This window comes from Arthrobacter sp. BPSS-3 (genome assembly GCF_044628475.1).
Lineage (GTDB): Bacteria > Actinomycetota > Actinomycetes > Actinomycetales > Micrococcaceae > Arthrobacter.
On the sequence record NZ_JBIMMV010000008.1, the window covers coordinates 13,036 to 26,793 of the forward strand.

The window sequence follows — 13,758 nt, forward strand, 5'->3', positions numbered from 1 at the left end:
CCATGGACCGGATCACGCTCAGCGGCGTCACCGCCGTCGGGCACCACGGCGTGTTCGACTTCGAACGGCGCGAGGGGCAGCCCTTCGTCGTCGACGCCGTCCTGCACCTGGACTTCACCGCCGCCGCCGCGAGCGACGACGTGCTGGACACGGCGCATTACGGTGAGGTGGCCGAATGCATCCGTGGCTGGATCACCGGTGCGCCGGTGAACCTGATCGAGGCCCTGGCCGTCCGGATCGCCGAGGACCTGCTGGAACGCTTCCCGGTCACCGCCGTGGACATCACCGTGCACAAGCCCAAGGCCCCGATTCAGGTCCACTTCGGCGACGTTGCCGTCAGCGTGCACCGGGAACGCCCATGAGCTCCGCCGCCCACGCCCCGGCTACGCCGGAACCCGCCACGTACACCCGCGCCGTCCTGGCGCTCGGCAGCAACCTCGGCGCCCGGAACGACACCCTCTCCGCCGCCGTCGCCGACCTCGTTGACCCGCCGGAGGTGCGGCTGCTGGCCATCTCGCCGATCGTGCAGACCAAGGCCGTCGGCGGCCCGCCCAACCAACCGGACTTCCTGAACATGGTCATCGCCGTCGAGACCTCCCTGTCCCCGCGCCAGCTCCTGGACCACTGCCACGCCGTGGAACGGAAGCACCACCGGGTCCGGGAGGTCCACTGGGGCCCCCGCACCCTGGACGTGGACATCGTCACCTACGGCGAGCTGGTCAGCGACGACCCGGTCCTGACGCTGCCGCACCCGCGCGCGGCCGAGCGGGCCTTCGTGCTGTACCCGTGGTCCCTGATCGACCCCGCGGCGGAACTGGGCGGCGAACGCGTCGCCGATCTCGCCGTCCGGGCCGCCGATTTCCGGGACCTGGCCCCCTTCGACGGCTTCGAGGAACTCAACGGCGCCAACGGCCCGGCGGTGTCGCCATGAAGCTGACCAACCCGCTGGTGCTACTGGTGATCGGCGTCGGCCTGGCCGCCGCCGGCTGGGCCGCGACCCTGCTGGCGGCCCGCTACAGCCTGGCCACCCCGGTGCTGCCGCTGACCGGCCTGATCACCATGGGCGTGATCGTGGTCCTTACCCTGGTGCTGGGCATCCGGGTGCTGCGCTGGCGCAACGGCAAGAAGAAACAGCTGCTGAACCCCATCCTGGCCGCCTGGACCCTGGTTCTCGCCCAGGCCTGCGCCTACACCGGCGCCATGCTGCTCGGCTGGCATGCCGGGATCTTCATGGACCAGCTCCGGCTCTGGAATGTCCGCAGCGGCCAGGCCATCACCTGGCAGATTGCGGCCATGGCTGGCGGCGGCCTGGTGATGATCGTGGTGGGGCTGATGGTGGAGCGGTTCTGCCGCATCCCGCCGGAGGACGGCGACGCAGGCAAGCCCCCGGGGGTGGCCGGGAAGCGCGGAAAACCGGAAGCCGAAGGCGAATATGCCTACCGAGGCGATTGATCCGCCGGGCATCTCCTGGCTGCGGGTCTCGCCGCGCTACCTGACGGCCCGCCTGCTGGGCTGGGGCGCCGAAACCGTGCTCGTCACCGCCGCCCTGGCCTTGCCGCTGGCTCTGGTGCTCGCCGGAGCGTGGCGGTGGCCGCCGCTGTGGTTCGCCGTCGCGCTGCCGTCCGCCTACCTGCTGCTGGCCCTCTGGCGGCTGGTGCTGATTCCGCGCCAGGTCCGCGCCGTCGGCTACGCCGAACGCCTCGATGATTTGCTGATCCGCCGCGGCATCCTCTTCCAGCGCACCTTGGTGGTTCCCTACGGCCGGATGCAGTACGTGGACATCGCGGCCGGACCCGTGGAGCGGGCGCTGGGGCTCTGCACGCTGAAACTCCACACCGCCTCCGCCGGGACCAGTGCCGTGATCCCGGGCCTGCCCGCCGCGGAGGGCGCCCGGCTCCGGGAGCAGCTGACCGCCCGCGGCGAGGCCCGGCTGGCCGGACTGTGAACGGCGGCACCGACAACTGGCAGCGGGTGCACCCCGCCTCGCCGTTTGTCCGCGGCTGGCTGGCACTCGCGGCGTTGTTCTTCTTCTTCGGCCGCGACGCCGCCGAACGACTGCTGCGCGGCGGCCCGGTCTTCGACGAGCGCTTCGCGGGCCGCGCGCCCTGGCTGCTGCTGGGCGGCGGCACCATGCTGCTGCTGGTGGTGGCCGGCTTCGTCCTGAGCTGGTACTTCACCCGCTATCAGGTGGCAGGCGGCTTCGTCCGGGTCACCACCGGCGTTCTGGTCAAGCAGCACAGGCAGGCGCGGCTGGACCGGGTCCAGGCGATCGACGTCGTCCAGCCGCTGCTGGCCCGCATCTTCGGCCTCGCAGAGTTGCGCTTCGAGGTGGCCGACGCCGGGCAGTCGGCGGTGCACCTGGCCTACCTGCGCGTCGCGGAGGCCCGCCGGCTGCGCGCCGCCATCCTCGACGCCGCCGTTCGCGAGGCCGCCCTGCGGGGCGCTGCGGGACAGGCCGCCGCCGTACCCGTCGCCCAGGGACATGATGCACAGCCCGATGCACAGCTCGCTGCGCGACCTGCGGCGCCGCCCGGACCGGCCGCGCCCGCGGACCCGCCCGAACGGCCGGTGCTGGCCGTCCCGCCCCGACGCCTGGCCGGTTCACTGCTGCTCAGCGAGCAGGCCGTGGCCCTGCTGCTGGGTGCCGCTGCGTCAGTGCTGTTCTCCGCTTTCACGGAGAACCGGAGCTTCTCCTTCTACCTGGTCCCCGCCGGGCTCGGCATCCTGGCCGGCTTCTGGACCTCCTTCAGCAAGGGCTACAACTTCACCGCGGCTGCCTCCCAGGCCGGAATCCGGCTCCAGTACGGGCTGCTGGACACCCTCGCCCAGACGCTCCCGCCGGGCAGGATCCAGGCCCTGCGGATCAGCCAGCCGCCGCTCTGGCGGCCGCTGGGCTGGTACCGCATCCAGGTCAACGTCGCCGGCTACGGGACGCCCGGCCAAGACGGCCAACGATCCGCCCGGACCACCCTGCTGCCGGTCGGCACCCTGCAGGACGTGACCGCGCTGCTGGACCTGGTGCTGCCCGATGGGGCCGCGCGGCCGGGCTCCGATCAATCCTTCGCCGCGGAAGCCGAGGGCCCTGACGCCCACGCCGTCCTCGCCGCCGGGCTGAGCGGGCTGGCGCCCGCAGCCCGCATCCAGGCCCGGCGGGACCCCGCCCACACCATCGGAGATACCGACGGCGGCTTCACCACCACCCCGCGCCGCGCCCGGCTGCTCGCGCCGCTGGGATGGCGTCGCAATGGCTTCGCCGTGACCGGCAGTGCGCTGCTGATCCGCACCGGCCGCTGGTGGCGGCACCTGACCGTGGTGCCGCACGGACGCACCCAGTCCATCGCCCTGCACCAGGGACCCGTGGCTCGGCGCTTCGGCGTCGTGGACCTGGTCCTGCACACCACCTCCGGACCGGTGGCCCCCCGGGTGATCCAGGCGGGTCTGGCCGAAGGCCGCGCCCTGCTCCTGGCCCAAGCTGCACGCCTGAGCCCCAAACCCCAGCCGGCGGGGAACCCCGCCGAAGATCCACAGGAAGGCCCACAGCATGGCTAAGCCAGGACGCCTCGGCGTCGGAATCATCGGCGCCGGAAAGGTCGGAGCCGTCCTCGGGGCGGCCCTGCGCGCCGCCGAACACGCCGTCGTCGGCGTCTCCGCCGTCTCCGAGGCCAGCCGTGAACGGGCGGACACGCTCCTGCCCGGCGTGCCGGTCCTGGAGATCCAGGACATCGTCGAACGCGCCGAACTGGTGCTGCTGGCCGTCCCGGACGACGCCCTCGGCCCGCTGGTGGACGGGCTCGCGAAACTCGGCGCCTGGCAGCCGGGGCAGCTGGTGGCCCACACCTCCGGGCGCTTCGGCGTCGGCATCCTGCATCCGGTCCGTGCCGCCGGCGCCGTGCCGCTGGCCCTGCACCCGGCCATGACCTTCACCGGGATGAGCCTTGACCTGACCCGCCTGCTGGACTGCACCTTCGGCGTGACCGCGGACCCGGCCATGCTGCCCATCGCCCAGGCCCTGGTGGTGGAGATGGGGGCCGAGCCCGTCGCAATCGCCGAGGGGGACCGGCCGCTGTACCACGCCGCCCTGGCCCACGGCTCGAACCACCTGGTCACCCTGGTGGCGCAGGCCGCGGAAATGCTGCGCGAGGTGGGCGTCGAGGAACCCGGCCGCATGCTGGGCCCGCTGCTGCGCGCCAGCCTCGAGAATGCCCTCGCCTCCGGTGAGTCGGCGCTGACCGGCCCGGTGGCCCGCGGGGACGCCGGCACCGTCGCCGCGCACGCGGAGGCGCTGCGCGACCTCGACGGCGGCTCTGGCGGGGATATTCTGGAGGCCTACCTGGCCATGGCGCGGGCGACGGCCCGCCGCGCGGGCAGCCGCGGGCTGCTCAGGCCGGACCAAGTCGACGGCATCCGCCAGGCGCTCGACGGCGCCGCACCGGACTGACCGTTTCCTGAGGAAGGACCCCGATATGCCCATCCAGCTGGTGACCACCGCCGCGCAGCTGCGTGCCGAGAGTGCCCGCCTGCTCACCGAAAAGGGCGGCAGCTCCCAGGGCATCGTCCCCACCATGGGCGCCCTGCACGAGGGCCACGCCGCGCTGGCGCGCACCGCCGTCGCGCAGAACGACGTGGTGGTGGCCACCATCTTCGTTAACCCGCTGCAGTTCGGCGAGGCCGTGGACCTTGAACGCTACCCGCGCACGCTGGAGGCGGACCTGGCGCTGCTGGAGGCGGAGGGCGTGGACCTGGTCTTCGCGCCGTCCGTCGACGAGGTTTACCCCGGCGGGGAGCCGATGGTCCGGATCACCTCGGGCGCGCTGGCCGAGAAGTGGGAGGGCGCCTCCCGCCCCGGGCACTTCGACGGCGCGCTGACCGTGGTGGCGAAGTTGCTGCACTACGGGCTGCCTGGTGCCGGCCGGGCCGACTACCGGGCGTACTTCGGCCAGAAGGACGCCCAGCAGCTGACCCTGGTGCGCCGGATGGTGGCGGACCTGAACTTCCCGGTGGAGATCGTGGCCGTCCCGATCGTGCGGTCGGCGGACGGGCTGGCGCTCTCCAGCCGGAACCGCTTCCTTTCCGACGCCGAACGCGAGGCCGCGCTGGTCCTCTCGCGGGCGCTGCGGCTGGTGGAGGACCGGGCGAACGCGCACGAACCCCTCGACCTGGACTCCGCCCGCGCGCTGGTGGAATCCCAGCCGCTCGTGGAAATGGACTACTTCGACGTCGTCGATCCGCTCACCCTTGAGCCGCTCGCGGAGAACTGCCGCGAGACGCCGTTCCGGGGCGAAGCCCTGGTGCTCATCGCTGCCAAGGTGGGCCCGGTCCGGCTGATCGACAACGTGCCCCTGGACTCCTAGGGAACAAATAGTCCGCCGGGAGGGAATGACCTTTCCGGCCGGAGGGTTGAGAATCGTAGTGGCGGCCATGTCCGCCAATCCGCCATCGCATCCCCGAGGGAACCCCATGCCTGAAGAATCCCGTTCCACCGTCCAGGAGGGCCTGGCCCCGCCCCGGATCGACGCCAAAAGCACCGACGCAGAGAGCACCGGAACCGGAAACCGCGCGGAAATCCCCGCCGGCTCCCCGGCCGCGAACGCCCGCGCGGCCAAACCCGCGCCGGAGAAGCTGTCCCGCGAGTCCGTGACGGTCATCGCCACCCTGCTGGTGGCCACCTTTGTGGTGATCCTGAACGAGACCATCATGAACGTGGCGCTGCAGCGGCTCATGGTGGACCTGCGCGTGGATGCGCCCACGGTCCAGTGGCTGGCCACCGGCTTCATGCTGACCATGGCCGTGGTCATCCCCACCACCGGGTTCATCCTGCAGCGGCTGACCACCCGGGCCGTCTTCATGCTGGCCATGGGACTGTTCTCCGGCGGCACCCTGCTGGCCGCCCTCGCCCCGGGCTTCCCGGTGCTCCTGCTGGCCCGGATCGTCCAGGCCGCCGGCACCGCCATCATGCTGCCGCTGCTGATGACCACCATCCTGACCCTGGTGCCGATCTCCCGGCGCGGCGCGGTCATGGGCAACGTCAGCATCGCGATCTCGGTGGCCCCGGCCATGGGTCCCACCGTCTCCGGCCTGATCCTGCAGAACTTTTCCTGGCGCTTCATGTTCGTCTTCGTCCTGCCGATCGCCCTGCTGGCCCTCGCGATCGGCGCCAAGTACCTGCGCAACATCGGCGAGAACGAGAAGACCCGCCTGGACGCCCTCTCCGTGGTCCTGACCATCCCGGCCTTCGGCGGCGTGGTCTACGGGCTGAGCCAGATCGGCGGCGGCACCTCCGGGCCGCCCGCCCCCGCCGTCGCCGCGCTCGCCGTCGGCGTCGTGGCCCTGGCCGCGTTCGTGTTCCGGCAGCTGCGGCTGCAGAAGCGGGACGAGCCGCTGCTGGACCTGCGGGCCTTCAACTTCCGGATGTTCACCGTCTCCGTGCTGCTGCTGGTGGTGGCAATGGTCGCGCTCTTCGGCGCAGTCATCCTGCTGCCGCTCTACCTGCAGGAAATCCGCGGCCTCAAGTCGCTGGAGACCGGCCTGGTGCTGCTCCCGGGCGGCCTCGCGATGGGGCTGCTGGGCCCGGTGATCGGCCGGCTGTTCGACAAGGTGGGCCCGCTGCCGCTGACCGTGACCGGTTCCGTGCTGATGGTGCTCTCGCTCTGGCAGCTGGCCGGACTGGACGCACAGTCCCCGGTGGGTTGGATCATCGGCCTGCACGTGACCCTCAGCCTCGGCCTGGCGCTGCTGTTCACCCCCGCCTTCACCACCGGGCTGAACCCGCTGCCGCCGCACCTGTACTCCCACGGCTCGGCCATCCTGAGCACGCTGCAGCAGGTGGCCGGCGCGGCCGGCACCGCGCTGCTGGTCTCGATCTTCGCGGTGGTCTCCGTCTCGTCCGGTCCGGCAGCGGGCATGCACGCGGCATTCCTGACCGCAGCGGCGATCGCCGTCGCCGCGCTCGTGCTCTCACTGCTGATGCGCAAGACCGAAGGGGCGGCAGGGCCCGCGGGCCACTGAGAGAACCGGCCACTGAGAACCGGGCCACTGGCTGTCGCCGCTGGGGGAGCGGCGTCAGCCGGCGAAGAAGGCGCTCAGCTCGGTGATGAGCTTCTCCGGGGCCTTATTCACGCCGTCGTGGCCCATGCCCGGCAGGATTGTGTAGCTCGAACCGGAGAGCACGTCGTGGATCTGGGCGCAGGCCACGCCGAAGTACGCCGGGCTCTTCTCGCCCACCACGATCAGGGTCTCCAGCGGCAGGGCCAGGAACGGTTCGGCGGGCATGTCGGCGGCGATGATCGCCTTGATCTCGCGGACGCCGGTCTTCATCAGCTCCCGCAGCTGCTTGCCCACGGGGGTCCCGGCGGTCAGCTTGTTGGCCAGGGTCAGCATGGACAGCGGCATCCGGGAAACGGCGCTTCCGGTCTCCAGCCCGCGGACCAGCACGGCCAGAGCCCGGTCGTCGTCGCCGGCGGCGGTGAGGCGCTCATACTCGGGGATCCAGTCGGCGGTGACGCTGTGGTTGACCGAGACGGCCGGGTCGTAGACCGCCAGCCGCTCCACCGGCAGGGTGCGGGCGGCGTGCAGGGCGACGGCACCGCCGAAGCTGTGCCCGAACACGTCCGTGCTGTTGGTGTGTTTCATCACGGCGTCGAGGTCGTGGATGTCCACGTCCAGCGTGTAGTCCTCCGGCTGCGGGGAGGAGCCACCGCGGCCGCGGCGGTTGAAGGTGTGGACCGGCCGGCCGAGGGAGGCGCTGAGCTTCTGCGCAAACTTGGTGTAGTCGGCGGCGGTCACCATCGAGGCGGACACGACGACGACGCCGGAGCCGGCCGCGGACAGTTCCGCCCCCGTGCTGAACAACTCGAGGGTTCCGCCGTCGGGGGTGTGGATGTTCTCGCGCGTCATGGCTTGAGCCTAGCCCAGCCGGCCGCCGGATACCTCGAGATAGCAGGAGCCGCAGAGGGATTCGTACCAGGCGTCCTGGCCGTCGATGGCGACCTGTTCGCCGTCGAACACCACCCGGTCGCCGATCCGGCGGGTGTTGAAGATCGCCTTGCGACCGCAGCGGCAGATCGTCTTCAGCTCCTCCAGGGTGTGCGCGATCTCCAGCAGACGGAGCGACCCCGGGAAGGCGCGCGTCCGGAAGTCCGTGCGGATGCCGTAGGCCAGCACCGGGACGTTGTCCAGGACGGCGATCCGGAACAGGTCATCCACCTGCTCCGGCGTCAGGAACTGCGCCTCATCCACCAGCAGGCAGGCCACCGGCGGGGTGTCCACGTGCTGCAGCAGCGCGTCCGGATCATCCCCGTGCGCCAGGGCGGAGAACAGTTCCCGCGCGGATGCGCCCGCCGGGATCAGGAAATCGACGTCGCGGGTCATGCCCAGGCGGGAGACGACGGCGGTGTCGCCCTTGGTGTCGATGTCCGGCTTGGCCAGCAGCACCCGCTGGCCGCGTTCCTCGTAGTTGAAGGCCGCCTGCAGCAGGCCCGTGGACTTGCCGGAGTTCATCGCGCCGTAGCGGAAGTAGAGCTTGGCCAAGGGGGTCCTTTCAGGAGCGGTCGCCCCCGATTCTAGTGCCACCGCCCCCGATCCCGGGCGCTCAGGAATCCCCGGTAAACTTAGGGATTGTGACTTCCCATAACACCCCTGCCCCGAACACGCCCGAGCACTCCGAGGCCAGCGAACAGACCCTGGTCCGGATGGAAAAGCGCGCGAAGCTGATCGAGCGCGGGATCGAGGCCTACCCCGTGGGCGTCGAGCGGACCCACTCGCTGACGGATATCCGGGAGAAGTACGCCCACCTCGTCGCCGACGAGACCACCGGCGACGTCGTCGGTGTCACCGGCCGCATCGTCTTCATCCGCAACACCGGCAAGCTCTGCTTCGCCACCTTGCAGGAGGGCGGCCTCGACGGCAAGGCGGTCCGCCTCCAGGTCATGCTCAGCCTGGCCAACGTCGGTGAGGAGGCGCTCGCCGACTGGAAGTCCCTCGTGGACCTCGGCGATCACGTCTTCATCAAGGGTGAGGTCATCTCCTCCCGCCGCGGCGAGCTCTCCGTCATGGCCGAGTCCTGGTCCATGGCGTCCAAGGCCCTGCGCCCGCTGCCCGTGCTGCACGCTGAACTGAACGAGGAAACCCGCGTCCGCCAGCGCTACGTGGACCTGATCGTCCGCGACGAGGCCCGCGAGATGGTCTACACCCGCGCCGCAATCACCCGCTCCATCCGCGAGACCCTGCACCGCCAGGGCTACGTGGAGGTGGAGACCCCCATGCTGCAGCTAGTCCACGGCGGCGCCACCGCCCGCCCGTTCGAGACGCACATGAACGCGTTCGACCAGAAGATGACCCTGCGCATCGCCACCGAGCTCTACCTCAAGCGCACGGTCGTCGGCGGCATCGACCGGGTCTACGACATGGGCCGCGTCTTCCGGAACGAGGGCGTCGACTCCACGCACAGCCCCGAATTCACCACCCTGGAGAGCTACGAGGCCTGGGCCGACCAGTTCGTCATGGCGGACCGGATCAAGGAGATCATCCTCGACGCCGCGGACGCCGCCGGCGTGGGCCGGGTGCTGCAGACCGAGGCCGGCGAGATCAACCTCGACGGCGACTGGGCCTGGATGGCCGTCTACCCGGGCCTCTCCGACTTCGTCGGCCAGGAGATCACCCCGGACACCCCCGCCGCCGAGCTGCTGGCCCTCGCGGAAAAGCACGAGGTCAAGGTGGACGCCGCCTGGGACGCGGAGAAGCTCGTCGTCGAACTTTTCGGCGAACTGGTCGAGCCCACCCTGCTGAACCCGACCTTCGTGTACGACTACCCGCCGTCCGCGCAGCCGCTGGCCCGCCAGCACCGTGAGGACGGCCGCCTGATCGAGGCCTGGGACCTGATCATCGGCGGCATGGAGCGCGGCACCGCGTTCTCCGAGCTGATCGACCCCGTCATCCAGCGCGAACGCCTCACCGAACAGTCGCTGCGCTCCGCCGCCGGCGACGTCGAGGCCATGCAGCTGGACGAGGACTTCCTCCGGGCCCTCGAATACGGCGCCCCGCCGATGGGCGGCATCGGCCTCGGCATCGACCGGCTGGTGATGCTGTTCACCGGTGCGGGCATCCGCGAGACCATCCTGTTCCCGCTGCTCAAGCCCGAAGGCAACTGATCATGGATTACATTGCCGTGCTGCTGCCCTCCGTGGTGGTGGGCCTCATTTTCTGGTTCGTGATGAAGGCAATATTCAACGCCGATAAATCCGAACGCCAGGCCGAGGCCCGCGCCCAGGCGGAAGCCGACGCAGCAGTAAACGCCCCGGCCGCGAATTCCGCGCCGGATCAGGGGCATTCCCCGGAACAGCCCTAGAAAGTCATTAGCCGACGCTGTTTTCCCACAGCGTAGTTTTCGCTTTGACTCGGTGCCATAAAGCGATGGATACTTTTTACAGTTACATCCTGCTTTTCTAAATGCTCCTCCTTCGAAAAGAGAGTCTTTATGGCACAGAAAGTTGAAATCATCCTCGTGGATGATCTGGATGGGGGATCCGCGGACGAAACCGTCCGGTTTGGGCTGGACGGCGTCAGTTACGAAATTGACCTGTCGGCCAACAATGCTTCAGAACTGCGCTCGTCGCTCGAACGTTATGTGGGCCAGGCCCGCAAAACGTCCGCCGGCCGGCCCACCCGCACGAAGGCCGCCAGCGGCCGAAATCAGGATTCGGCCCAGATTCGCCAGTGGGCCCGTGACAATGGCTACGCGGTCAACAGCCGCGGCCGAATCCAGGCCGAAATTCAGGAAGCCTACCAAAAGGCCAATTCCTAAGATTGGCGCCGTTTCCGGCCCCTAGGGCCGGAACGAATTGCCTACAGCGAAGCCCCCGCCATCCGGTGGGGGCTTCGCTGCGTCCGGGGTCCGTACGTTCCTCCCCGGTTACCGTCCGGAGGCTGGCCCGGCGTGCCGACGCCGGAGCCCGGCCGGGCAGTGTTTGGGCCGTTTCCGGGGACCACCCGGCCTGGTGCGGCGGAGGTAACCGGGGAGGAGCGCATACACGGGCCGTGCACGCCGCCCGGGTCCCCGCAACCGCCCCGGTTTCCCCTGTGGCGAACAAGCCACAAATTACGAAGACCGCCACGTAGCATCAAAGTACGTCGTAGCTAGGAGTGTGGCGAAATGTTTGAGCGATTTACGGACCGTGCCCGTCGCGTAGTTGTGCTTGCCCAAGAAGAGGCACGCATGCTGAACCACAATTACATCGGTACCGAACACATCCTCTTGGGTCTGATCCATGAGGGTGAAGGTGTTGCCGCCAAAGCCCTCGAGTCCTTGAGCATTTCGCTCGACGGCGTCCGCGAGCAGGTGCAGGAGATCATCGGACAGGGCCAGCAGGCGCCGTCCGGTCACATCCCCTTCACGCCGCGGGCCAAGAAGGTGCTGGAACTCTCCCTGCGCGAGGCCCTGCAGCTCGGCCACAACTACATCGGCACCGAGCACATCCTGCTCGGCCTCATCCGCGAGGGTGAAGGCGTTGCCGCCCAGGTGCTGGTCAAGCTCGGAGCAGACCTCAACCGGGTCCGCCAGCAGGTCATCCAGCTGCTCTCCGGCTACCAGGGCAAGGAATCCGCAGGAGCCGGTGTCGGCGCCGGCCAGGCCGAGGGTACCCCCGCCGGCTCGGTCGTCCTCGACCAGTTCGGCCGGAACCTGACCCAGGCCGCCCGGGAGAACAAGCTTGACCCCGTGATCGGCCGCGAGCAGGAAATGGAACGCGTCATGCAGGTCCTTTCCCGCCGCACCAAGAACAACCCCGTCCTGATCGGTGAACCCGGTGTCGGTAAGACCGCCGTCGTCGAGGGCCTGGCCCAGGCGATCGTCCGCGGCGACGTCCCGGAAACCATCAAGGACAAGCAGCTCTACACCCTGGACCTCGGTTCCCTGGTGGCAGGCTCCCGTTACCGCGGTGACTTCGAAGAGCGCCTGAAGAAGGTCCTCAAGGAGATCCGCACCCGCGGCGACATCATTCTGTTCATCGACGAGATCCACACCCTGGTGGGTGCGGGCGCGGCCGAGGGCGCCATCGATGCGGCCTCGATCCTGAAGCCCATGCTGGCCCGCGGCGAGCTGCAGACCATCGGCGCCACCACGCTGGACGAGTACCGCAAGCACATCGAGAAGGACGCCGCCCTGGAGCGCCGCTTCCAGCCGATCCAGGTCAAGGAGCCCTCCGTCGCGGACGCGATCGAGATCCTCAAGGGCCTGCGTGACCGCTACGAGGCGCACCACCGCGTGACCATCACCGACGGCGCCCTCGCCTCGGCCGCGAGCCTGTCCGAGCGCTACATCTCGGACCGCTTCCTGCCGGACAAGGCCATCGACCTGATCGATGAAGCCGGCGCCCGGCTGCGCATCCGCCGGATGACCGCTCCGCCGGAGCTGAAGCTGATGGACGAGAAGATTGCGGCCATGAAGCTGGAGAAGGAATCGGCGATCGACGCCCAGGACTTCGAAGGAGCCGCCTCGCTGCGCGACAAGGAGCAGAAGCTCATTGCCGAACGCGCCGAGAAGGAACGCCAGTGGAAGACCGGCGGCATGGACGACATCTCCGAGGTGGATGAGGACATCATCGCCGAGGTGCTCGCGAACTCCACCGGCATCCCGGTCTTCAAGCTGACCGAGGAAGAGTCCTCGCGCCTGCTGAAGATGGAAGAGGAACTGCACAAGCGCGTCGTCGGCCAGGACGAGGCCATCAAGGCCCTGTCCCAGGCGATCCGCCGCACCCGTGCAGGCCTCAAGGACCCGAAGCGTCCCGGCGGCTCATTCATCTTCGCCGGCCCCACCGGCGTCGGCAAGACCGAGCTGGCCAAGGCCCTCGCGGAGTTCCTGTTCGGCGAGGAAGACGCGCTGATCACCCTGGACATGTCCGAGTACTCCGAGAAGCACACCGTTTCGCGGCTCTTCGGTGCCCCTCCGGGCTACGTGGGCTACGAGGAAGGCGGCCAGCTGACCGAGAAGGTCCGGCGTCGTCCGTTCTCCGTGGTGCTCTTCGACGAGGTGGAGAAGGCCCACGCGGACCTGTTCAACTCGCTGCTGCAGATCCTGGAAGACGGCCGCCTGACCGACTCCCAGGGCCGCGTGGTGGACTTCAAGAACACCGTGATCATCATGACCACCAACCTCGGTACCCGGGACATCTCCAAGAGCGTCGCCACCGGCTTCCAGTCCGGCACGGACACGCAGACCGGCTACAACCGGATGCGCGCCCGGGTCACGGAGGAGCTCAAGCAGCACTTCCGCCCCGAGTTCCTGAACCGTGTTGACGACGTCGTGGTCTTCCCGCAGCTGACCCAGGACGAGATCATCGAGATTGTCGACCTGTTCGTCACCCGCCTGGAGCGCCGCCTCAAGGACAAGGACATGGGCATCGAGCTCACGCCCGCGGCCAAGGTGCTCCTGGCCACCCGCGGCTACGACCCCGCGATGGGTGCCCGGCCGCTGCGCCGCACCATCCAGCGCGAGATCGAGGACCAGCTCTCCGAGAAGATCCTCTTCGGTGAGTTGCACTCCGGCGACATCGTGGTGGTCGACGTCGAGGGCGAGGGCGACGACGCGAAGTTCACCTTCGCCGGCAATGCCAAGCCGAGCATCCCGGAGATCGCGCCGACCCACTAGGGCCGGTGAGCCGCTCCGCACGGCACCAGACGCAACGGCCCCGGCCGCTTCCCTCGAGGGAGCGGCCGGGGCCGTCGTCGTTAAGCCTTAAAGCGTTGAGGCCCGCGCCCAGGGCCGCG

14 protein-coding genes are annotated in these 13,758 nt (G+C 69.4%); 12 read left to right on the plus strand and 2 right to left on the minus strand.

Annotated features, from left to right (window positions below; translation table 11 throughout):
- Positions 1-2 precede the first annotated feature (2 nt).
- From folB to ACFVY3_RS12875, 8 genes are all read left to right on the plus strand, one after another.
- Positions 3-362: a dihydroneopterin aldolase gene (gene folB / locus ACFVY3_RS12840; protein ID WP_290257016.1), complete on the plus strand. Its 360-nt coding sequence runs from the start codon at positions 3-5 to the stop codon at positions 360-362.
- Positions 359-931, plus strand: coding sequence for a 2-amino-4-hydroxy-6-hydroxymethyldihydropteridine diphosphokinase (folK, locus tag ACFVY3_RS12845; protein ID WP_400160009.1), 573 nt, complete (start codon positions 359-361; stop codon positions 929-931). Before folB ends, folK begins: the two co-directional genes overlap by 4 nt.
- Entirely contained in the window at positions 928-1,452 is a 525-nt protein-coding gene (locus ACFVY3_RS12850; RefSeq protein ID WP_364135908.1) for a DUF3180 domain-containing protein, read from the plus strand. The genes folK and ACFVY3_RS12850 overlap by 4 nt, the downstream gene beginning before the upstream one ends.
- Positions 1,433-1,945: a PH domain-containing protein gene (locus ACFVY3_RS12855; RefSeq protein WP_400160010.1), complete on the plus strand. Its 513-nt coding sequence runs from the start codon at positions 1,433-1,435 to the stop codon at positions 1,943-1,945. Before ACFVY3_RS12850 ends, ACFVY3_RS12855 begins: the two co-directional genes overlap by 20 nt.
- Complete coding sequence (locus ACFVY3_RS12860) at positions 1,942-3,549, plus strand: PH domain-containing protein (RefSeq protein ID WP_400160011.1); 1,608 nt, start codon at positions 1,942-1,944, stop codon at positions 3,547-3,549. Before ACFVY3_RS12855 ends, ACFVY3_RS12860 begins: the two co-directional genes overlap by 4 nt.
- Complete coding sequence (locus ACFVY3_RS12865; protein ID WP_290257011.1) at positions 3,542-4,438, plus strand: Rossmann-like and DUF2520 domain-containing protein; 897 nt, start codon at positions 3,542-3,544, stop codon at positions 4,436-4,438. The genes ACFVY3_RS12860 and ACFVY3_RS12865 overlap by 8 nt, the downstream gene beginning before the upstream one ends.
- Before the next feature lie 25 nt (positions 4,439-4,463).
- Positions 4,464-5,351, plus strand: a complete 888-nt coding sequence (gene panC, locus ACFVY3_RS12870) for a pantoate--beta-alanine ligase (protein ID WP_400160012.1) — start codon at positions 4,464-4,466, stop codon at positions 5,349-5,351.
- 106 nt (positions 5,352-5,457) lie between these two features.
- Positions 5,458-7,005: an MDR family MFS transporter gene (locus tag ACFVY3_RS12875; protein ID WP_400160013.1), complete on the plus strand. Its 1,548-nt coding sequence runs from the start codon at positions 5,458-5,460 to the stop codon at positions 7,003-7,005.
- A gap of 54 nt (positions 7,006-7,059) precedes the next feature.
- Here the strand turns inward: ACFVY3_RS12875 and ACFVY3_RS12880 are convergent, their stop codons facing one another.
- On the minus strand, positions 7,060-7,893 hold the full coding sequence (locus ACFVY3_RS12880; protein WP_290257008.1) for an alpha/beta fold hydrolase: 834 nt from the start codon (positions 7,891-7,893) through the stop codon (positions 7,060-7,062).
- Positions 7,894-7,902: 9 nt separating this feature from the next.
- Positions 7,903-8,526, minus strand: a complete 624-nt coding sequence (locus tag ACFVY3_RS12885; protein WP_290257006.1) for a thymidine kinase — start codon at positions 8,524-8,526, stop codon at positions 7,903-7,905.
- Positions 8,527-8,615: 89 nt separating this feature from the next.
- On the opposite strand from ACFVY3_RS12885, the gene lysS reads away from it, so the two are divergent.
- From lysS to ACFVY3_RS12905, 4 genes are all read left to right on the plus strand, one after another.
- The gene (lysS, locus tag ACFVY3_RS12890; protein WP_400160014.1) at positions 8,616-10,145 is read left to right on the plus strand and encodes a lysine--tRNA ligase; all 1,530 of its coding nucleotides are present in this window, start codon (positions 8,616-8,618) and stop codon (positions 10,143-10,145) included.
- A 2-nt stretch (positions 10,146-10,147) separates the two neighbouring features.
- Positions 10,148-10,342 (plus strand): hypothetical protein, encoded by a 195-nt coding sequence (locus tag ACFVY3_RS12895; RefSeq protein ID WP_290257004.1) that lies wholly within the window; start codon positions 10,148-10,150, stop codon positions 10,340-10,342.
- 129 nt (positions 10,343-10,471) lie between these two features.
- Positions 10,472-10,798, plus strand: a complete 327-nt coding sequence (locus ACFVY3_RS12900; RefSeq protein WP_290257003.1) for an Lsr2 family protein — start codon at positions 10,472-10,474, stop codon at positions 10,796-10,798.
- A gap of 348 nt (positions 10,799-11,146) precedes the next feature.
- Positions 11,147-13,639 (plus strand): ATP-dependent Clp protease ATP-binding subunit, encoded by a 2,493-nt coding sequence (locus tag ACFVY3_RS12905; RefSeq protein ID WP_290257002.1) that lies wholly within the window; start codon positions 11,147-11,149, stop codon positions 13,637-13,639.
- The last annotated feature ends 119 nt before the right edge of the window (positions 13,640-13,758 follow it).